The 20,002-nt window shown below is 55.6% G+C and carries 21 protein-coding genes; 7 read left to right on the plus strand and 14 right to left on the minus strand.

The features are described from left to right. Both Q1A43_RS12115 and Q1A43_RS12120 read right to left on the minus strand, forming a co-directional pair. A partial coding sequence (locus Q1A43_RS12115) for a GTP-binding protein (protein ID WP_299929833.1) occupies positions 1–242 on the minus strand: 242 nt, incomplete at its 3' end. A gap of 198 nt (positions 243–440) precedes the next feature. Continuing rightward, entirely contained in the window at positions 441–977 is a 537-nt protein-coding gene (locus Q1A43_RS12120; RefSeq protein WP_299929830.1) for a hypothetical protein, read from the minus strand. Positions 978–1,104: 127 nt separating this feature from the next. Between Q1A43_RS12120 and Q1A43_RS12125 the strand changes: the two genes are divergently transcribed. After that, on the plus strand, positions 1,105–2,472 hold the full coding sequence (locus Q1A43_RS12125) for a cytochrome P450 (RefSeq protein WP_299935493.1): 1,368 nt from the start codon (positions 1,105–1,107) through the stop codon (positions 2,470–2,472). A 220-nt stretch (positions 2,473–2,692) separates the two neighbouring features. Here Q1A43_RS12125 and Q1A43_RS12130 read toward each other — a convergent pair whose 3' ends face one another. The 4 genes from Q1A43_RS12130 to Q1A43_RS12145 form a co-directional block, all read right to left on the minus strand. Beyond that, complete coding sequence (locus tag Q1A43_RS12130) at positions 2,693–3,268, minus strand: cob(I)yrinic acid a,c-diamide adenosyltransferase (RefSeq protein ID WP_299929824.1); 576 nt, start codon at positions 3,266–3,268, stop codon at positions 2,693–2,695. 1 nt (position 3,269) lies between these two features. After that, on the minus strand, positions 3,270–3,470 hold the full coding sequence (locus tag Q1A43_RS12135) for a twin transmembrane helix small protein (protein ID WP_299929821.1): 201 nt from the start codon (positions 3,468–3,470) through the stop codon (positions 3,270–3,272). A 38-nt stretch (positions 3,471–3,508) separates the two neighbouring features. Beyond that, positions 3,509–4,339, minus strand: coding sequence for an SDR family NAD(P)-dependent oxidoreductase (locus tag Q1A43_RS12140; RefSeq protein WP_299935495.1), 831 nt, complete (start codon positions 4,337–4,339; stop codon positions 3,509–3,511). A 190-nt stretch (positions 4,340–4,529) separates the two neighbouring features. Further along, positions 4,530–5,084 (minus strand): SH3 domain-containing protein, encoded by a 555-nt coding sequence (locus Q1A43_RS12145; RefSeq protein ID WP_299929814.1) that lies wholly within the window; start codon positions 5,082–5,084, stop codon positions 4,530–4,532. 162 nt (positions 5,085–5,246) lie between these two features. On the opposite strand from Q1A43_RS12145, the gene Q1A43_RS12150 reads away from it, so the two are divergent. The 5 genes from Q1A43_RS12150 (at position 5,247) to Q1A43_RS12170 (ending at position 12,259) form a co-directional block, all read left to right on the plus strand. After that, positions 5,247–7,670 carry a DNA topoisomerase IV subunit A gene (locus tag Q1A43_RS12150; protein ID WP_299929811.1) on the plus strand — a complete coding sequence of 808 codons (2,424 nt, stop codon included), beginning with the start codon at positions 5,247–5,249 and terminating at the stop codon, positions 7,668–7,670. A 252-nt stretch (positions 7,671–7,922) separates the two neighbouring features. Then, positions 7,923–9,122, plus strand: coding sequence for a DUF898 family protein (locus tag Q1A43_RS12155; RefSeq protein ID WP_299935497.1), 1,200 nt, complete (start codon positions 7,923–7,925; stop codon positions 9,120–9,122). After that, the gene (locus Q1A43_RS12160) at positions 9,119–10,279 is read left to right on the plus strand and encodes a M48 family metallopeptidase (RefSeq protein WP_299935500.1); all 1,161 of its coding nucleotides are present in this window, start codon (positions 9,119–9,121) and stop codon (positions 10,277–10,279) included. Before Q1A43_RS12155 ends, Q1A43_RS12160 begins: the two co-directional genes overlap by 4 nt. Positions 10,280–10,571: 292 nt before the next feature. Then, the gene (locus Q1A43_RS12165) at positions 10,572–11,330 is read left to right on the plus strand and encodes an electron transfer flavoprotein subunit beta/FixA family protein (RefSeq protein WP_299929801.1); all 759 of its coding nucleotides are present in this window, start codon (positions 10,572–10,574) and stop codon (positions 11,328–11,330) included. After that, positions 11,330–12,259: an FAD-binding protein gene (locus tag Q1A43_RS12170; protein ID WP_299935502.1), complete on the plus strand. Its 930-nt coding sequence runs from the start codon at positions 11,330–11,332 to the stop codon at positions 12,257–12,259. The genes Q1A43_RS12165 and Q1A43_RS12170 overlap by 1 nt, the downstream gene beginning before the upstream one ends. Before the next feature lie 139 nt (positions 12,260–12,398). On the opposite strand, the gene Q1A43_RS12175 is transcribed toward Q1A43_RS12170, so the two are convergent. Then, on the minus strand, positions 12,399–13,238 hold the full coding sequence (locus tag Q1A43_RS12175; RefSeq protein WP_299929795.1) for a DUF6473 family protein: 840 nt from the start codon (positions 13,236–13,238) through the stop codon (positions 12,399–12,401). A 157-nt stretch (positions 13,239–13,395) separates the two neighbouring features. On the opposite strand from Q1A43_RS12175, the gene Q1A43_RS12180 reads away from it, so the two are divergent. Continuing rightward, the gene (locus Q1A43_RS12180) at positions 13,396–14,271 is read left to right on the plus strand and encodes a 3-hydroxybutyryl-CoA dehydrogenase (protein WP_299929793.1); all 876 of its coding nucleotides are present in this window, start codon (positions 13,396–13,398) and stop codon (positions 14,269–14,271) included. An 86-nt stretch (positions 14,272–14,357) separates the two neighbouring features. Here the strand turns inward: Q1A43_RS12180 and Q1A43_RS12185 are convergent, their stop codons facing one another. Genes Q1A43_RS12185 through Q1A43_RS12215 form a run of 7 tightly spaced genes read right to left on the minus strand, consistent with a single transcriptional unit; the run spans position 14,358 to position 19,776 of the window. After that, a complete protein-coding gene (locus tag Q1A43_RS12185; RefSeq protein ID WP_299935504.1) occupies positions 14,358–15,242 on the minus strand; it encodes a lysophospholipid acyltransferase family protein in 885 nt (294 codons plus the stop codon). A 48-nt stretch (positions 15,243–15,290) separates the two neighbouring features. Continuing rightward, positions 15,291–15,569: an HPr family phosphocarrier protein gene (locus Q1A43_RS12190; protein ID WP_299929787.1), complete on the minus strand. Its 279-nt coding sequence runs from the start codon at positions 15,567–15,569 to the stop codon at positions 15,291–15,293. 33 nt (positions 15,570–15,602) lie between these two features. Further along, positions 15,603–15,992 carry a PTS fructose transporter subunit IIA gene (locus tag Q1A43_RS12195; protein WP_299929784.1) on the minus strand — a complete coding sequence of 130 codons (390 nt, stop codon included), beginning with the start codon at positions 15,990–15,992 and terminating at the stop codon, positions 15,603–15,605. Continuing rightward, the gene (rapZ, locus tag Q1A43_RS12200; RefSeq protein ID WP_299935509.1) at positions 15,989–16,918 is read right to left on the minus strand and encodes an RNase adapter RapZ; all 930 of its coding nucleotides are present in this window, start codon (positions 16,916–16,918) and stop codon (positions 15,989–15,991) included. The genes Q1A43_RS12195 and rapZ overlap by 4 nt, the downstream gene beginning before the upstream one ends. Before the next feature lie 2 nt (positions 16,919–16,920). Continuing rightward, entirely contained in the window at positions 16,921–17,346 is a 426-nt protein-coding gene (locus Q1A43_RS12205) for an HPr kinase/phosphorylase (RefSeq protein WP_299935511.1), read from the minus strand. A 3-nt stretch (positions 17,347–17,349) separates the two neighbouring features. Next, positions 17,350–19,071, minus strand: a complete 1,722-nt coding sequence (locus Q1A43_RS12210; RefSeq protein WP_299935513.1) for a sensor histidine kinase — start codon at positions 19,069–19,071, stop codon at positions 17,350–17,352. Between the two features lie 3 nt (positions 19,072–19,074). Next, positions 19,075–19,776, minus strand: coding sequence for a response regulator transcription factor (locus Q1A43_RS12215; protein ID WP_299929774.1), 702 nt, complete (start codon positions 19,774–19,776; stop codon positions 19,075–19,077). Positions 19,777–20,002: the final 226 nt, after the last annotated feature.

Here is a 20,002-nt window from a genome sequence, read left to right on the forward strand (position 1 = left end):
GCGTGGCCGGGGCAGTCAACGTGCGCGTAGTGACGTGCATCGGTTTCATACTCAACGTGCGCGGTCGAGATGGTGATACCACGAGCTTTTTCTTCTGGCGCGCCATCAATCTGGTCGTACGCTTTGAAGTCACCAAAATACTTGGTGATCGCCGCCGTCAGCGTGGTTTTACCGTGGTCAACGTGACCAATGGTGCCAATGTTACAGTGCGGCTTGCCGCGTTCAAACTTTTCCTTGCCCATCTTCAGACGCCTCAAGTTAGGGGGCCGCACTGGCCCAAGTTACATCGCGCGCCGTTTATTTGGTTGAGCACGGAAAATCAAGTGCCGGATGCATCGCAACACTGCGAGTCTGACAAGACGCGGCATTTGAGTCGGCATATTCAAGCCGATCTCAGGTCAAACTCCGACCCCGAGCCAACCCAAACTAGAGAAAAGGCCTTATTCTGTGGGCTTTTCTTCAGAACGCGCCGCGAACCACCCCTTGGCGGCATGCTCTTCGCGCATCCATTTTTCAATCATCAAGGCCCCTTCTTCGGCCAAGAGTTTGATCTGATCTTCGCGCGACAAGCTAAGACGCGATTCGAAAACCCGAATAACATGGAACAGCTCGGTTTCTTCGTTGAGTTTTTTGCCCAAAGCGTCATCCCAAACGGTTGCGCGCAGGGCGATGGCCGATTTGCCGGGGGCCATGGACGGCGGGATCGAATAGGCCTCGATGCTGACACCGATATGATAATACTGGGTGCCTTCGTAGCGACGGAACCGTTCTTCCAATGCACCATCAACGGCGGCAATCAACTCTTCTTCACTGGCCTCTTGGCTGATCAGCAGCTTTTCAAGATTGGGGGCCACAACTTCGGCATGTCCCAGCTTGAAGGCCCCAATCGGAACCGCAGGCTTGTCCAAATCAGACGGTGATGCGTTACAGCCTGCAAGAAACAGCCCGACGCAAAGCGCTGCGATCATTCGAAACATCCGGATCCCCCAAAGGTTTGTGGTTCGAAACCGGATACCCGAGCCAGCCCGCCTTAGCAATACACCCACGCCTTTGTCATTTCCCCGCTGCGCGCTATCATTAAACGGATCAAGGGTGGAGTGTCAGATGTTAGCAACCCAAACGATAGCCAAACCCGTGCCGCCTCGGGTGCCTCTGGTCACCCAACCCATGGGGATCTGGAAAAGCCTGCAAACCTCGCGGCGCAACGTTCTGGCAATCATCCCGGACATCGCCACGCGCCAACCCATGGTCTCTGGCAAGACCGGGAAACGCTGGCACATGGTAACGGACCCAACCGCCAACCGGCGGATATTGCTAGAAAACTTGGACAATTACCCGAAATCCATGGTGACCAAGAACCTGTTGCGCCCTGCCATTGGTGAATCGCTGTTTATCGCCGAAGGGGCACATTGGCGCTGGCAACGCCGCGCCGCCGCCCCCGCCTTTTCGCATCGCAATGTCATGAACCTTGCGCCAATCATGAGCGCCGCCGCGCAGCGTTCGGCCGAGCGAATCCATGACGCCGGGCCAAGGGCGATCAACTTTCTCGACGAAATGGTGTCTCTTACCTTTGATGTGATTTCAGATGTGACATTTTCCGGCGACGAAGGGTTTGACCGAAACTCAGTCCACACCGCCATCGACGCCTATATTTCCGAGGCCGGAAAACTATCGCTCTTCGACATTCTCGGCTTTCCCGATTGGGTGCCACGCCCGGGCCGCATGTTTTCAGCGGGCGGTGTCTTGCAGATGAAAAAGGTCGCCGATCACGCCATCGAAGAACGCTCCAAACGCGATGTGTCTGGTGTGCCCGACCTGCTTGACCTGCTTTTGGCAGGCGAAGACCCTGAAACCCTGCGAAAGATGAACACAGCCGAGCTTCGGGATAATCTTCTGACCTTTATTGTCGCCGGGCACGAGACCACCGCACTGACGCTGGCATGGTCGCTTTATCTGTTGGCCTTTGATCCGGAGGTGCAAGAGCGCGCGCGCGCCGAAGTGTTGGCCGTTCTGGATGGCGACACCGCAACCGGCGAGGACGTCGCCAAGCTCCCCTTCATTCGTCAAATCGTTGACGAGGCGCTACGCCTATACCCTCCGGCGGGAATGGTGTCGCGCACGGCTTTGGCCAAAGACGAACTCTGTGGGCGGCAAATCTTGCCCGGCGATACGGTGATTTTGCCGATCTACGCCCTGCACCGGCATCACATGCTCTGGGACGATCCGGATCAGTTCAATCCTGATCGCTGGGCGGCGGGGAAACCCGACAGGTACAGCTATCTGCCCTTCGGTGATGGGCCACGCATTTGCATCGGATCGTCTTTCGCAATCCAAGAAGCGGTGATTGTCCTCGCCACCTTGCTGGCGCGATTCCGGTTTAGCACCGTAGCAGGCAAGGTCCCCGATCCGGTGATGATCATCACGTTGCGGCCGCAAGGCGGTGTCTGGCTTGAGGCGGAACCTATTAACTGACAGGACCACAGGGTTCGCGACTTGGTTCACCAAATTCCTTGCAAGGAATTTGCAAATCCCGTGCACGGGATTTACCACCGCTTGCCACTCATAGATACATTTCCAAAAACCGAAACGCGATTTCCCCCGGACATTCCGCCGCTAGTCGCGGTTCGCTCCTGCCCAAAGGGCCGGGGCTCCGCCCTTCCAGGAGCCGCGATGTCCCCCGGACATCCCGCCGCTAGTCGCGGTTCGCTCCTGGAACCCACAACACATCTTCTCGACCGTTGTCATTGGCGATTCGCGCTGCTGCAAAGAACCAATCCGACAGCCGGTTCAAATACTTAACCGCCGCCGGATTCACCGTTTCAACCGCCGCCAAGGCCACAGCCAAACGCTCAGCCCGGCGTGCAACCGTTCGGCATTGGTGCAGATTGGCCGACAGGGCGCTACCACCGGGTAGGATAAAACTACGCAGCGGTTCCAACACAGCCGTCATAGCGTCGATCTCGGTTTCCAACCGATCGACCTGCGCCTGTACCATCCGCAACGGCGGGTACTCTGCCTCGTCGTCCTTATCCATATCCGGCTGGCACATGTCTGCGCCAAGATCGAAGAGATCGTTCTGAATACGGCTTAGCTGCGCGTCCATCTCGCCACCTGCATGCAACCGCGCCAGTCCGACAATCGCGTTTAGCTCATCCGATGTGCCATAGGCCTCAACCCGCGCGTCATATTTCGCCACGCGCGCGCCATTGCCCAGCGCCGTATCGCCCTTATCACCCGTGCGGGTGTAGAGTTTGTTCAACACAACCATCTCAGCTGCTCCGCATCCAAGCAAAACCAACAACCAACACAACCGCGATAAACTGGGCAATGATACGCCAGCGCATCGCCTTGTTGGCGTGTTTGCGATTGAACTCTCCGCCTTTGGCAAAGCTTCCTATGCCAAAGAACAAGATCCCGACCACCGCCGCCAAAGCGATGAGGATCACAAAAAATAACGGGTCCTGGGCCATGTAATCTCCGATCAGTTGCGTCAGACTTAGCGGCTCTCTCAGCCCTTGGAAACCAGCCAATCCATCGCAGGTGTCGACAACAATCGTCGCGCCGCCCCCATCAGATAGGTCGCCGTGGTGATATAGTATCTAGGCTTGGGGCGCTTGGCCTCAAGCGCATGGATCAATTTTGCGGTCACGGCCGAGGGCGGAAGCTCAAACACATCCGGCCCTCGCTCTTCGTACAACCGCGTGAGCAGTTGCTCCTCATATTGATCCGCGCGCGCCGAGGATTTCCAATCGATCCAGCGTTCAAACTGTTTGATCGCGTTTTTGCGAAACTGCGAGGTCACGGGCCCGGTATTAAGCGACGCTACATGGATCGGTGTGTCGCGCATCTCGATACGAAGCGTATCGGTCAACCCTTCCAGCGCAAATTTGGTAGCATTATACGCCCCCCGCCATGGCCCCACGATCAGCCCTAGAACCGAGGAATGATTGACGATCCGCCCATGCCCCTGCGCCCGCATCACCGGAATCACCTGTCGGGTGAGCTCATGCCAGCCAAAGACATTGGCCTCAAAAATCGCGCGCAAGGCATCGGTCGGAAGGTCCTCAACCGCGCCGGGCGTAGCATAGGCACCATTGTTGAACAATGCATCCAATTGCCCGCCGGTTGCGGCCAACACCTCGGCCAATCCCTCAGTTATGGTGTCCGGGTCTGAGTAATCAATGCGCGGTGCATCAAACCCCATCTCGCGTAGTCGCTGGCAATCAGCCTCTTGGCGACAGGACGCAAACACGCGCCAGCCACGAACACGCAACCCAAGAGCTGCATCATAGCCAATACCAGAGGAACAGCCGGTGATAAGAATGCTTTTGCCTGTCATGATGCCTCGTGTGATTTTGCTCTCTCTACAATGGGTGCCACTACATTTGAAACAACAACCGCACATCATTTGGCATCGTGTACAAGACCCGCGCCGCCCCTTGGGTCCGCTATTGTCACAATTTCCCAATGCCAAACGCAAAAAACGCGCGGTCGCCCGCGCGTTTTCCCCTCGTGCCTGAGGAAAGCAGTCAGTTGACCGCTTTGAGGAAACTCTCTGACATCCAGCCGATATCGCCGCCATCCAAGGCGCGCAGCTTAACCCAACCGTCGGCTTGGCTCTCGGTCACTTCGACCTCTTCGCCACGCAATAGTTGGGTCACAACGTCAAAATCTGTGCCCGGCCCACCGCGCAGATTCACACGCGATCCGGTAACTTGACGGTAATCCAGCGCAAGCGCCGCAACTTCGATCACCGCATCGCTGATGACAGCCGGGTCTTCCAAAGCGGCCATTTTGGCCTGGCTTGGGGCAAAGGCCGGTGTTGGATTGAAAACCGCATTGGGAACCACAACTGATGATGCCTCGATCACGTTGTCCAATTTAGGGGCTGCAAAGACCGTCAGCGGCGCAGCTGTTGTATCAGCGCGCGCAACCTGAGGTTCAACCTCATCTATAATTTTGGCTTTGGGAACCGAGGCAAGCAACGTCACCCCGTTTTGGCCCGGCTGAAAATCAGCCCCGCCAGATAGCTCAAACCAAGCCCAACCAAGTACACCAAACGTCAAAAGAATGACTTTCGCCATGCTTTCACCCCCCAAAAGAAACCCCACCTGTTCGTCGCAAGCAGCGAATGCGACGATAAAACCACCTTACATGATTCCCGCCACAAAGCGTAAGGGAAAAACCGAGAATATTTCCCAGCCACGCGCTTTACGGTAGGCAAGTGCGGTTGTATCACAACATCTATGACTGATGACACCTCAGACGACGATATCGCCGCACGCCAACTGACAGAACCGCTTCGCCGCGCCATCGGTGAACGCTACCTGACTTATGCGCTGTCCACGATTATGCACCGTGCTCTGCCTGATGCGCGCGACGGGCTGAAACCGGTTCACCGGCGCATTCTATATGCGATGCGGCGGTTGCGCCTGTCCTCTTCCGGTGGGTTTTTGAAATCGGCCAAGATCAGCGGCGACACCATGGGGGATTTCCACCCGCATGGTGACATGGCGATCTATGATGCCATGGCGCGTCTCGCTCAGGATTTCACCATCCGCTATCCTTTGGTTGATGGTCAGGGTAACTTTGGCAATATCGACGGGGATAACCCGGCGGCCTCGCGCTATACCGAAGCGCGCATGACCATCATGTCCGAGGCCCTTCTTGAGGGACTTGACGAGAACTCGGTCGATTTCCGCCCCAACTATGATGGCCGGCTAGAGGAACCCTCGGTTCTCCCCGCCTCTTATCCGAACCTATTGGCCAATGGCTCAAGCGGGATCGCGGTGGGCATGGCGACCAACATTCCGCCCCATAATATTGGTGAGTTGATCAATGCCTGTCTGCACCTGATCAAATCCCCAAACGCCGTTGACGACACGCTTTTGCAATATGTGCCCGGCCCCGATTTCCCCACCGGCGGCGTCATTGTCGAGCCACCTGAAAACATCGCCAACGCCTATCGCACCGGACGCGGGTCCATCCGCCTGCGCGCCCGCTGGTCGGTCGAGGATCTGGGCCGTGGACAATGGCAGGCCATCGTCACCGAGATTCCCTATCAGGTCCAGAAATCGAAATTGGTCGAACGGATCGCCGAGCTGATCCAATCCAAGAAAATCCCGATTCTTGCTGATGTGCGCGATGAATCCGCCGAAGATGTTCGTCTGATTCTTGAACCCAAATCCAAGAATGTTGATCCAGATGTTCTGATGAACATGCTGTTCAAGAATTCCGATCTGGAAACCCGGTTCTCGCTCAACATGAACGTGCTGATCGACGGGGTCACCCCCAAGGTTTGTTCGCTCAAAGAAGTGCTGCGCGCCTTTGTCGATTTCCGCCGCGAGGTATTGATCCGCCGCTCGCGTCACCGCATGGCCAAAATCGACAACCGTCTCGAAGTGCTCGAAGGGTTGATCATTGCCTTCCTCAATCTGGACCGCGTGATCGATATCATCCGCTATGATGATGACCCCAAAGCCGCGCTCATGTACGAAGATTGGTCACGAGATCATCAGGCCGGCATTCCGCGCGCTATGGATGAGGCCGACTACGTGTCTCCGCTTGCGGGGATCGATGTTAAATCCCTGACATTGAAAGAAGATCCCGAGGCAATCGCCCGCGGAATTCTTGCTGATGATGGCACTGATTCCAAAGTTCCATCACGGTTTGTTGGCCGCTCCGAAGGGTTGTCGGATGCGCAAGCCGAGGCCATCCTCAACATGCGCCTGCGCAGCTTGCGCCGCCTTGAGGAGCTTGAGCTTGTCAACGAACGCGACAAGTTGATGGAAGAACGCGCGGGCCTCGAAGACCTGCTCGACAGCGAAGAATTGCAGTGGAAATCCATCACCGACGAATTGCGTGAAGTGCGCAAAAAGTTCGCCAAGGATCATCCGCGCGGCCACCGCCTCACCACCTTTGCCGAAGCAGGCGAGGCCGAGGACGTGCCAATCGAGGCAATGATTGAACGTGAACCCATCACGGTGGTGTGTTCGAAAATGGGTTGGATTCGCGCCATGACCGGTCATATCGACCTAAACCGCGAGCTCAAGTTCAAGGATGGCGACGGTCCGCGATTTATCTTCCACGCCGAAACCACCGACCGTCTTTTGGTGTTCGGAAGCAATGGCCGGTTCTACACCTTGTCCGCCGCCAATCTACCCGGTGGCCGCGGCATGGGCGAACCGCTGCGCCTGATGGTTGACCTTCCGAATGAGGCGGAGATCATTGATCTCTTCATCCACAAAGCCGATCGTAAACTGCTGGTCGCGTCGTCTGCCGGTGACGGGTTTGTCGTGCCTGAAAACGATGTGATCGCCCAAACCAAGAACGGCAAACAGGTTTTGAACGTCAAAGAACCGGTTCGCGCCAAACTCTGCAAACCCATCGACGGGGACGCGGTTGCCGTTGTCGGCGAAAACCGCAAAGTTTTGGTGTTTGATCTGGATGAGCTTCCTGAAATGGGCCGTGGCAAGGGCGTTCGGCTACAAAAGTACAAGGATGGCGGCATGTCGGATGCCCGCACCTTTACCTTGGCCGAAGGGCTAAGCTGGCTTGATCCGGCGGGCCGCACCCGGACGGAAACCGAGCTAGACGAATGGCGCGGTAAACGGGCCGGAACCGGTCGCATGGCCCCACGCGGGTTCCCACGCGACAATCGTTTCACCTAAAACTTACTGGGCCTCGGACTTTGTCCGGGGCCTGTTAATTTTGGCCCCCCCCTTGTTCCCCTCACAACTCTGACGCAAGCTGTATCAAGTTTCATTCCGTAAGAGTTTCCCTTGCCAACAGACGATAATCGCCGCTCCCCTTGGGGGAAATCTTCTTCGCCCTGGGGGAATACCCGCGCTGTGCCCCAGCACGGCCCCGCGGCCCCGCCCCCATCGCCTCCGCCCAGTACCGATGTGTTGAGCGGAGAGTTTGTGGGCCTGCGCGGTAACTTGTTTTCGCTGGCTTTGGTGACGGGGTTGTTCACCGTTCTGACCCTCGGACTCTATCGGTTTTGGATGAAAACCCGGCTGCGTCGCTGGTATTGGTCGGCCATTCGCATCGGCGGCGTGCCGCTGGAGTATGTCGGCGATCCCATTGAAAAGCTTTTGGGATTTCTAATCGCGGTGGTCATTTTGGCCTTTTACATCGGCATCGTGAACCTTTTGCTGATGTTTGTGAGCTTTTCATTCTTTCAGGACAATTTCGCCGCCTATTTGCTTAGCTTTATCGGCGTCATTCCCATCTGGTTTTACGCGCAATACCGCGCCCGGCGCTATGTTTTGGCCCGAACCCGTTGGCGTGGTTTGCGATTTGGTCTGGACTCCGGTGCATGGGGCTATGCTCTGCGCGCCTTGATGTATTGGGTTTTGACGATTGTCTCTGCCGGGCTGCTTTGGCCGCTGATGACCTACCGGCTCGAAGAATACAAAACCACCCGGACATCATGGGGCACGGCGACTTTGGAACAAGGTGGCCGGTGGACGATGCTATATGGCTCGGCCAAATGGCTGTTTGCCGGTTTGATTATTGCCGGAGCTGCCGCCGTTCTGATTTATCTGGAGTTTGAGGGCAAAGACCTTGGCAATTTGTTTTCCACGAACGAGTCCGACAATGTCGTGATAACCCTACTGGCAACCCTTCTTGCCTTTTTGGTCCTGCCCTTCGGTCTCGTCCATTACCGCGTCGACAGCCTACGTCGCCTGACCGAAACCAAACGCATGAACGATGTCACCCTAACTCTAGAGCCATCCTCCGGCCGCGTGTTCTGGATTTATGTTGGCGGTTACCTCGCGGCGACCTTGGCGCTTTCTCTTTTCCTTGTTGCCGCCGGTATTGCCATTGCCGTGGGTGTTTTTGGCTCACTCAGCATATCCGGGATAGAGACCGACTTGATCAAGAACATCCCGCAGTGGGTGATGATTATGCTGAGCACCATGATATATTTTGGCACGTTTCTGCTTTGGTCCGCCTTTATGCAGGCCTTTATCACCATGCCAATCATGCGCCATTACAGCACGGTTCTTTCCTTGCATGGCGGCGATGGTCTGGCCGCGATACGCCAGCGCCCTCGCGACGAACATATTGAGGCTGAAGGCTTTGCCGAAGCTCTGGATGTGGGGGCCTCGATATGAGCAGCGCCGATTTCCCCAGACGTGCCCCCAACAATCAAACCTATATTGCCCGGTTTTTGGATGGCATTGTCCCTGTGCCCATTCGCGCCGAGGTTTGGATTGATCGCCAGCAAAACGCCTTGATCATTCGCACCGAAGAGGTGGATGAAAGCTGGCCAATGCGCGATATTCGCAAGTTGCAGGATCAGGCCGACAAGACGCGGCTGGTGTTGCGGCTGCGGGATGATCCGCTGCGCCGGCTTATTCTGCCAGATCATCAACTCTACCCCGATTTGCCCCACCCCAACCGCCGCGCACCGGTGACCCAACGGGGCAAATTGCTCACTTGGGCGGCGGCGGCTGTGGCGTCGGTGGCGTTGATCGTCTTTGTTTTGGTCCCGGTTATGGCCAACCAACTGGCTGAATTCATTCCCCCCGAGGGGGAGCACGCGTTAGGCGAAGTCACGCTCGAACAAATCCGCGGTGTCCTTGGCAACAATTCGGCCACCGGTGTCCAATTTTGCGAAGGCGACAACGGCAAGGCCGCGTTGACGATGATGCAAAACCGCTTGGTCGACACTTTGGAAGCACCGCCGGACCTAACCGTCTATGTGCTTGACCACCCTATGGTAAATGCCTTTGCCCTGCCCGGCGGCCATATCGTGTTATTCCGCGGATTGATCGACAAGGCAGAAAGCCCAGAAGAAGTGGCGGCGGTTTTTGCCCATGAGATTGGCCATGTGGTCAGCCGCGACCCAACCCGCCATGCCCTGCGCTCGGCCGGGTCGATCGGGGTGCTAGGCCTGTTGTTTGGTGATTTTGCGGGCGGCGCGGTGATGCTTTTGCTAGCCGAACAGTTGATCGAAGCCCAATACGCCCAAGGTGCGGAAGCGCAGGCCGATATCTTTGCCCATGACATGTTGCAAAAAGCCGGAATTTCGCCAGACGCATTGGCGGTGATGTTCGAACGGTTCCGAAGCCTCGGTGGCGAAGTCAGCGGCATCGAAGAACATTTCGTGTCACATCCGGCCCTTGGCGACCGCATTGAACAGGCGCGCGATGCCGTGCCCAGCGGGTTTGTCCCAAGGCCCTTGTTGTCCACCTCTCAGTGGAGCGCGTTGCAGTCAATCTGTACCGATCGCCGCAGCCATTCGCTTAGCCCGTTAAATGCGAAATGAGTTAAAAACGCTTTGTTTTTGGAAGCAGGACGCCCAAGACCCCTTGGTTGACAGCTGTCAACTCTGTCAGCCAAGCAGGGAAAGCTTTCGAAACCTTTTCCAAATCATACTTTAGCCTTACGAAATCTTACCATAGGTAAGCAAACAGCGGCTTTCTTTTAAAACGCGACGTCTGTTGGCGGTAACGTGACGATTTTGCTCTGTTTCAACCGCGATCCCCGCGCTATCACCTTTTCGAGAATGACTGACATGTGGGGAATCCCCCGCCATTCGTTTAAAGGAGAGGAACGCGATGAAGGTTTTGGTGCCTGTCAAGCGCGTGATTGACTACAACGTGAAAGTGCGCGTCAAAGCGGACGGATCGGGTGTTGATCTCGCCAACGTAAAAATGTCGATGAACCCATTCGACGAGATTGCCGTCGAAGAGGCCATCCGCCTGAAAGAAGCGGGCAAAGCGACTGAGGTCGTTGCCGTTTCCATCGGTGTAAAGCAGAGCCAGGAAACCCTGCGCACGGCTTTGGCAATGGGCGCCGACCGCGCCATTCTGGTCAACGCAGCCGACGATGTTCATACAGACATCGAGCCGCTGGCCGTTGCCAAAATTCTGGCCGCGATTGTCAAAGAAGAAGAGCCTGGTCTGGTTCTCGCCGGGAAACAGGCGATCGACAACGACATGAACGCAACTGGCCAAATGCTATCCGCCCTTTTGGGTTGGTCGCAGGGGACCTTTGCCTCCGAAGTCGACATTGACGGCGATAGCGCAAAAATCACCCGCGAAGTTGACGGCGGCCTTCAGACCATCAGCGTCAAGATGCCTGCCATCGTGACCGTTGATTTGCGTTTGAACGAACCACGTTACGCGTCGCTGCCAAACATCATGAAGGCCAAGAAAAAGCCTTTGGATGAAAAGACACCTGCCGATTACGGCGTTGATGTCACGCCACGCCTGACCGTTGTCAAAACAGAAGAGCCCGCCGCCCGTGCCGCTGGTATCGTGGTTGGCTCGGTTGACGAACTTGTTGCGAAACTCAAAGAAGCGGGGGCTGTGTAATGGCTGTACTTCTTCTTGCCGAAGTCACAAATGGCGAACTGGCGATGGACGCCACCGCCAAGGCTGTCACCGCTGCGAAAGCATTGGGTGATGTGACCGTTCTGGCCGCTGGTGCCTCTGCCGCTGCTGCGGGCGACGCGGCTGCGAAAATCGACGGTGTTGCCAAGGTTCTGGTTGCCGAGGATGCGTCCTTGGGCCACCGCCTTGCGGAACCAACAGCGGCGCTTATCGCATCGTTGGCCAGTGACTATTCGCATATCGTTGCCCCGGCGACCACCGACGCCAAAAACGTCATGCCACGCGTTGCCGCACTGTTGGACGTGATGGTAATTTCCGACGCCACAGCCGTTGTCGACGCCGATACGTTTGAGCGTCCGATTTATGCCGGTAACGCTATGCAAACCGTGAAATCGTCGGATGCGACCAAGGTTATCACCTTCCGCACCTCGACCTTTGACGCGGCTGGTGAAGGCGGTTCCGCCGCCGTTGAGACCATTGGCGCGGCCGAAAATCCCGGCCTGTCCGAATGGATCGAAGACAAGGTTGCCGAATCAGATCGCCCAGAGCTGACCTCGGCTGGTGTTGTTGTGTCCGGTGGCCGCGGTGTTGGCTCCGAAGATGACTTTGCGTTGATCGAAAAGCTGGCTGACAAGCTCGGTGCTGCCGTTGGTGCCTCGCGTGCCGCGGTTGATTCGGGTTATGCTCCGAACGATTGGCAGGTTGGTCAGACAGGTAAGGTTGTGGCTCCGGATCTCTACATCGCTGTGGGTATCTCGGGCGCAATTCAACACCTTGCCGGCATGAAAGATTCGAAGATCATCGTTGCGATCAACAAAGACGAAGAAGCGCCGATTTTCCAGGTTGCTGACTTTGGTTTGGTTGCTGACCTCTTCGACGCGGTTCCAGAACTCACCGAGAAACTCGGCTAAACGCATCTGCGGGTTTTCATCGAAAACTCGACATATACAAACATCGAAAGGCCCACCAAACTTGGTGGGCCTTTTCGTTTTTTTCCGAAGCTTTCACTTGGCCCTTTTCGACAAGCCCCTTGGAACAACAGCGTGACGCTTAGTCTTCCTCTCGGTCGGTTAACCGTCGAAGAACCCGTTCCAAAACATCTGCCGCATCCACATGAGCATAGGGGCCCATCACCTCGGCGGCAGCACATGCGTCAAAGTCGTTGAAAACCATACCCTTGGTCCCTTCCATAAGGGCGCTTTCCGAGGCGACAACCTCGGCCACTGCTGAAACGCGTGGGCGCAAGGTTTCGACCATTTGGCGGGTCACAAACAAAGGATCCCCGTCAAGTGGCGCATCTAGCCCGGTCGGAATGGGATGGTCCGCAAACCAAAGCAAGACCACCTGACCACGCAACAGCGTCAGAATATGTTTCATCCGGGCCACCCAGGCCGAGCGCAGCTCTTCGATCACAATTTCATAGCGATCTTCAGAGATTTCCGCCAAGCGCCCCAACATGTGGCGCACAAAATGAAACTCGGTAAAATCGACCTCTGGATAGAGGGATTCCAGCCGTTCGGATGCGCGCAAGAACCGATCATTTCGGCGCGGATGCACCGAATAATAACGATTCGACATGTTTTGTGCGCCCATGATCTGAATAACCTTAGCTGCACTGCTAATGGCCAAATCCATCGACGCCGGATCGTTCAAGTATAAATCAACCCCGGCATTGACCACGCCGAAATTTGCGCATGACACCGACATGCGCCGCTCAATCAAGGTTGGAAACGGGTTTTCAATAAACCTACCATAGGTTTCCGTTCCACCGAGAAAGGCAAAGTATTCTCCGTCCAACTGCCGGCGTGGTCCGCGAAACAAAACGCGAGAGCCACCGTATCGGCAAGGATAGTATTCAAGGGCACCATGGCCCCCGCCATGTACTGACATAAAACCCACCTTATTTTTCTCACCCAAGCCTGAGAATCCATCAAACCTCTTTCGAAATGGCTAAAGGGCAAATGCGTCTATAAGTTTAGCCACCTGCCCTTGCGGCCCGGGCGTACAGGCGCCTATTGTTAGCCAAATTGACGAAGAGGAAGCTCCGATGGAAATCAAATCGGTTGGCGTCGTAGGCGCAGGACAAATGGGCAATGGCATCGCCCATGTCATGGCGTTGGCGGGTTACAATGTCCGTTTGAACGATATCTCTCAGGAAGCATTGGAAAAAGCCGTCGGGCTCATCGGCAAGAATCTCGACCGCCAAGTCAGCCGTGAGAAGATTTCCGAACAGGCCCGCGATGACGCCTTGGCCCGGATCGTCACAACGCAAGACATCGTTGAGGTCGCAAAAACCGATCTGGTGATCGAAGCGGCAACCGAGCGCGAAGACATCAAGCACAAGATTTTCGCGGCAATTGTTCCCAATCTTGATGATCACACGATATTAACTTCAAACACGTCCTCGATTTCAATTACCCGACTCGCCTCTGGCACTGATCGGCCGGAAAAATTCATGGGTTTCCATTTCATGAACCCGGTTCCGCTGATGCAATTGGTCGAACTCATTCGAGGTATCGCCACCGATCAGGATACATACAAATCCTGCCTCGCCGTGGTTGAAAGCTTGGACAAGACCGCCGCCAGTGCCGAGGACTTCCCGGCCTTTATCGTCAATAGGATTCTGATCCCGATGATCAACGAGGCCTGTTATACGCTTTATGAAGGCGTGGGAAATGTGAGGTCGATTGATATGGCGATGAAGCTTGGGGCCAATCACCCAATGGGGCCTCTTGAGCTGGCCGACTTCATCGGACTCGACACCTGTTTGGCAATCATGAACGTGTTGCACGACGGTTTGGCCGATACAAAATATCGCCCTTGCCCCCTGCTGACCAAATATGTCGAAGCCGGTTGGCTTGGGCGTAAAACCCAACGCGGGTTTTATGACTATCGCGGTGAAACACCGGTCCCAACACGCTAACGGTCTGCGTCCCGGTCATGGGGCGCGTCACCGCCTGTCTTGCTTAAAGAAATGACCGCGGAAGCGGACCTTTTGGAAGCGTTTGGTTACTGGGCTTGGTCTTTCAAGGCCAAGGTTCGCTCACGCAGCCATGCCACAAACTCGCGCTGACCACCTTCAAAAGCCTTGATCTCATCCGGCAAAATCGGCGCTCCGACAATCGGTTTTTGTGGCCGTTTGCAGGCATGCACAACTTCGTGGATCAACAAACCCTGACGGATCGTCGGCGATACCTTGTTGGCGATTTGGTAAACGCGGCTGTTCTGCCCCGGGAAATAGATCGGCACCACCGTTGCACCAGATCGCTGAACCATCTTGGCGGTGAACGGGTTCCAGCCGGCCTCAATCGCGGGGCCGAACAGGGTTTCGCTTGAAGCTACAACGCCCGATGGGAACAAGACGATGACGCCATTGCCCTTGAGGTGGTCCATCGCTTTTGCGCGCATCGCAAGGCTCTGCTGGCGGGCGTTTTCCTCATGCGGAAAGGGCACAGGAATCATGAACGGGTCGATTTCCTCTACCCCGGTCAACAAACTGCGAGTCAGAATTTTGTAATCCGTCCGCACATGCCCGATCAGATGCGCCAATACCATGCCATCAACCAAGCCATGCGGATGGTTCGCGACAATCACAACAGGCCCCTCTTGGGGAATGTTATTGATCTGCGCCAAAGGCGTCTGAAGTTCGATCCCCATCACACCCAAAGCGCGCGGCCAAAACGCTTGTCCTTCGACCATGCCCTGTTTTTCAAAACGGCGCACAATGCGAATAAGGGGAATTTTGCCGGTCAGCCACTCCATAACCCGGATGACATTTGCCTTCCACGGGTTGGTAAACGTGTTCGCGTAGCTAATCTTGCGCTTGTCATAGGGGACAGGCTGGGCCTCTGGTGTCTCTTCACCCACAGCCGAGGATTGTGTGCTGTCCACCATCCGCTTGTTCAGTCCCGTCTCCAAGGCCCGGGACGATCTCGCCCCCGGCTAGCAATCTTCTCCGAAACGGTCAGCGACCAGCGCCTCAACCGCTTCTGCCAAGGCCAACGCATCTGGCCCTGAAGTTTGGACTTCAATAGTGGTTCCTTTGGCGGCTGCCAACATCAAAAGGCCCATAATGCTGTCTCCACCGGCTGACATTCCGTCGCGAGACACTTCTGCCGTTGCGTCAAAGCCCTCGACCACTTCAACAAGCCGGGCTGAGGCGCGGGCATGCAGGCCCTTTTCATTGATGATTCTCAGCTCACGGCGTGTGTTATCGGTCATATTGCAATCTCGGTTTGAAAAATTTGAAAGGGATCAGGCGTTGATGTTTTGGCTGTCGATATATTTGCGGCCCGCTTCCAAAGCAGCACGCACCGCATCGGCGACAGGTTTCTGGCGGCTCTTGGCCAGTTTGATCAACATCGGAAGGTTGGCACCGTAAACGATCCTTCGACCTTCCGGGCGGCAGGCGTTTAAAGACAAGTTTGACGGAGATCCCCCAAACATATCGGTGACAATGACCACACCCTCACCTTGATCAACGGCATCAGCGGCTTGGCAAATCTCAGCCTGTTTAAGACTTCGATCACAGTCTGCCTCAATCGGAATCGCCGCCATGCCGGGTTGCGCCCCGACGACATGTTCCACAGCCGCCAGATACTCTCCGGCCAATCCGCCATGTGCCACGATCACGATGCCGATCACTCAGACGCCTCTCTTTCACTTTCCGGAGCAACAGGCGTCGTCACACGAACCCCCTGACGCTCTAATTCGCGATGTCTAATTGACACCCGCCAGCTCTGCTTCGCAAGGGCTGCCGCAACAGCTTCCGTAAGGGTAACTGACCGATGCTTGCCGCCGGTACAGCCAAAGCCAACGGAAAAGTGAGCTTTGCCCTCGTCCAAACAGCCGGGCAACACCACGCCCAACAGTTCCATAATATGTTTAACAAACACATCATAGCGTTTATCGGCTGCGACATAATCGGACACCTGACGGTCTAATCCGGTAAAGCGGCGCAGATCGGGTTCCCAATGTGGATTGCGCAGAAAGCGACAATCAAAGGCCATATCCAACCCCTGTGGCAATCCGCGTTTATAGGAAAAGGAATGGATCGAAATCGCCATTCCCTGTCCGGTTGCATCTGAAAACCAATTCTCGATTTCTGCGCGTAGATCGTGGATCGTTAACTCACTCGTATCTACCAAAATATCAGCGCGCGTTTTGACATCTTCAAGCAATGCAAGTTCACGCGCGATCCCATCCGCCGGGCTTTCATCCGGGGCAAGCGGGTGGCGGCGGCGGGTTTCGGAATAACGGCGCGACAAGATATCAGGCAGGCAATCAAGGTACAAAAGTTCGCAATTCATATCACCGCGAGACGACAAAACGGCGTGCAGCTCCATCAACCCTTCGACCGAAAAGTCACGGTTCCGCGCGTCGATACCAAGGGCAAGAGGTTGCGCCAGTGCGTTTGCCCCATCGATAAGACGCGGAATCAGGCTCACAGGAATGTTGTCAATCGCCTCAAATCCCAGATCCTCAAGCGTGTTGATCGCGGTTGAGCGCCCGGCCCCAGAGGGACCGGTGACCAGAACCACACGCTGGCTGGGAGTGGGATTGGCTTTCATGGCTATGCTCTCCGACCACCTTTGAGGAATTGTACAAGACCTGCAGGGAAATAAGGAGACGAAACCTTAAAAAGCAAGGGGACGCTATACCCGAGTATAGGAAACTCGCGCTGCTGTGGCAGTCGGTCGCGTTCATTGTGATCAAGGTCAACCACGGCAAATAAACGGGCATGAGCCACATTTTCGGCCTGCAACAGGCCGATACCGCGCGCTTCGATCAGACCGGCGATGGTTTCCGGTGTCGAAAGCACCACCCCTTTGCCGTCGTCGATCAAAATCGTGCGATCATCTGAAATAAGCGTCGCGCCAAGCCCCATCATCGACAAAGCCAGCCCAGATTTTCCGGCCCCAGACGCGCCTTTGATCAATAGCCCCCGCCCCTGCACGACAACGGCGCTGGCATGCAGGTTCAAAGGGCTGTCTGACATGGATCAGAGCGGCAGGCCGACGACAAAACGCGCACCCAATGGTTCGGATGTAACGTCTGCCTCGGTTGGACGAATGTTTTCCGCCCAGATCACACCGCCATGCGCCTCAACAATCTGTTTGGAAATCGCCAGCCCGAGGCCAGAGTTGTTGCCAAAATCGGATTGCGGGCGCGATGTGTAGAAGCGTTTGAAAATCTTAGCCAAGGCCTCTTCGGGAATGCCCGGTCCGGTATCTTCGACGACGACCAGAACCCGGTTGTCACGTCGGCGAGCCCATACACGAATGGCGTCGCCATCTTCGCAAAAACTAATCGCATTGGTGATCAGGTTGACAAAAACCTGCGCCAAACGCGGTTCCAATCCGTGAATGTTGATCGGACGCGACGGCAAGTCGGTGATGAACTCAATCCCCTTCTTCTCGGCATCTTGCCCAAGGAATTCTGCAATATTGCCAACCATTTCCATAAGGTTGAATTCTTGCTCTTCCTCTTTGACCAGCTCGGAATCAAGGCGTGAGGCATTGGAGATATCACTCACCAGACGGTCCAACCGGCGCACGTCATGGTCGATGACATCCAGCAATTTGTTGCGGTGTTCTTCTTTCTTGACCATACGGAGCGAGCCAACGGCCGAGCGCAAACTCGCAAGTGGGTTCTTGATCTCATGCGCAACGTCAGCGGCAAATTGTTCATTGCTGTCGATCCGGTCGTAAAGCGCGCTCACCATACCGCGCAACGCCCCGGACAAGCGGCCAATTTCATCGGGCCGCGCCGTCAGATCAGGAATTCTAATACGACCGGGCGCGACGCTACGGCGGTGCCGGTCGCGGCCAATTTCGGCGGCATCTGCCAAATCAGAGATCGGATTAGCAATGGTCGAGGCAAGCACAAGGCTCAGACCAATCGACACAAGCGTGGCGATTACAAACATCTGAAGAATGCGTTCGCGTTCCACCCGAACAGCGTCGTCAATTTCTTTGGCAGAAGAGACGAGGGCCACCGTTCCTAGAATAGCATTGCCTTGTTGGATCGGAGAAAAGGCGTGGAACAGGGCGTTGCCGCTGCTCACGTCTTCGGCGATGACCCGCGTCAAAGCCGGGTCTCCAGCTTCGATCATGCGACGCAGCTTGTCCTCAAGAACCAACTCAGGCTCATCCGAGAACATCGTAAACAGGCCTGTGATGCTTTCGGTTGCGCGCCCCAAGAAATCCGAAATCAAGGTCGGCTTTTCTTCGGTTGGGGCAATCGACATCATCGGTGCCATTTTCCCGGACGCCTCACCAACCAAGAAATTTCCGGTGTCGAAAATCATCAACTGAACGCCTTCGCGCAGCTCGATCCCTTCGACCGTTTCGGCAACATCTATTCCGTCGGACGTCGCAAGGCTTACCGGAGCACCGGAGGGCAGTTGAGCCTCGAACACATCTGCGATCAACTCAACTTCGGACTGCAAAGAGTTGGCCCGCTGAATGGCGAGAATATCACGCGACGAATTCAGCCACAAAATACCCGCCACCAACACGTTTACAGCAATCAGGTTAAACGTGATGATCTTGCGGGTCATCGGAGAGCGTTTTAGCGAAAACAGGCTGCGACGCGCACGGGTGTCACGCAGCTCTTTTTCAACAGTGCTGTCTGGCGCGACCCAATCGTCGCCCAGCACCAAATCGGCATCGCGGCGATCTTCGCCGCCGCCGCCAGAGTTCATACGTTCGGCCAAAGCCATCTCTTACTCTTCGTTATACCGGTAACCGATACCATACAGTGTTTCGATCGCCGAAAATTCATCATCAGCGGTTCGCATTTTCTTGCGCAAGCGCTTGATATGGCTGTCGATCGTCCGGTCATCAACATAGACCTGATCATCATATGCGACATCCATCAGCTGATCGCGCGATTTCACAAATCCCGGGCGCTGAGCAAGCGCTTGCAGTAGCAAGAACTCTGTCACTGTTAGGGATACATCATTGCCCCGCCATGTCACCGCGTGACGCAGAGGGTCCATAGTCAGCGACCCGCGAGTCATCAGCTTGGTCTCTTCGGTGTCACCAACAACGTCACCGGCAACGGCCTCTTGGCGACGCAAAAGCGCGCGAATACGCTCGACCAGCAAGCGCTGTGAAAACGGCTTTTTCACATAGTCGTCCGCGCCCATACGCAGGCCCAAAACCTCATCGATTTCATCGTCTTTGGAGGTCAGGAAGATAACCGGCATCTTGGATTTTTGGCGCACACGCTGCAACAGATCCATGCCGTCCATACGGGGCATTTTGATATCAAACACAGCCATATCGGGCATTTGTTTGTTGAACGCGTCAAGCGCGGCTTGACCGTCATTATATGTCTCTACTTCGAAACCCTCAGCCTCAAGAGTCATCGAAACCGACGTCAGGATATTCCTGTCATCGTCCACAAGGGCGATTTTTGACATGGGGCATTCCTTATTACTGCTCTGGTTGCCTGTTTTTTGCGTCACTATGGGGCATTTACCACTTTACAACAATCCCCCACGGCGAATCAGGCACTGTCATTGCCACATTTCGGACGAAATCTGTTAAGGAATGACCAAAATGCCTCACCTTTGTTTCCACATGGGGGCGCAAACATTAGGCAGATTAACCAAAACCCTTGGCAAGCTTTCGCTATGGTATCGCTAA

Source organism: uncultured Pelagimonas sp. (assembly GCF_947498515.1).
Lineage (GTDB): Bacteria > Pseudomonadota > Alphaproteobacteria > Rhodobacterales > Rhodobacteraceae > Pelagimonas.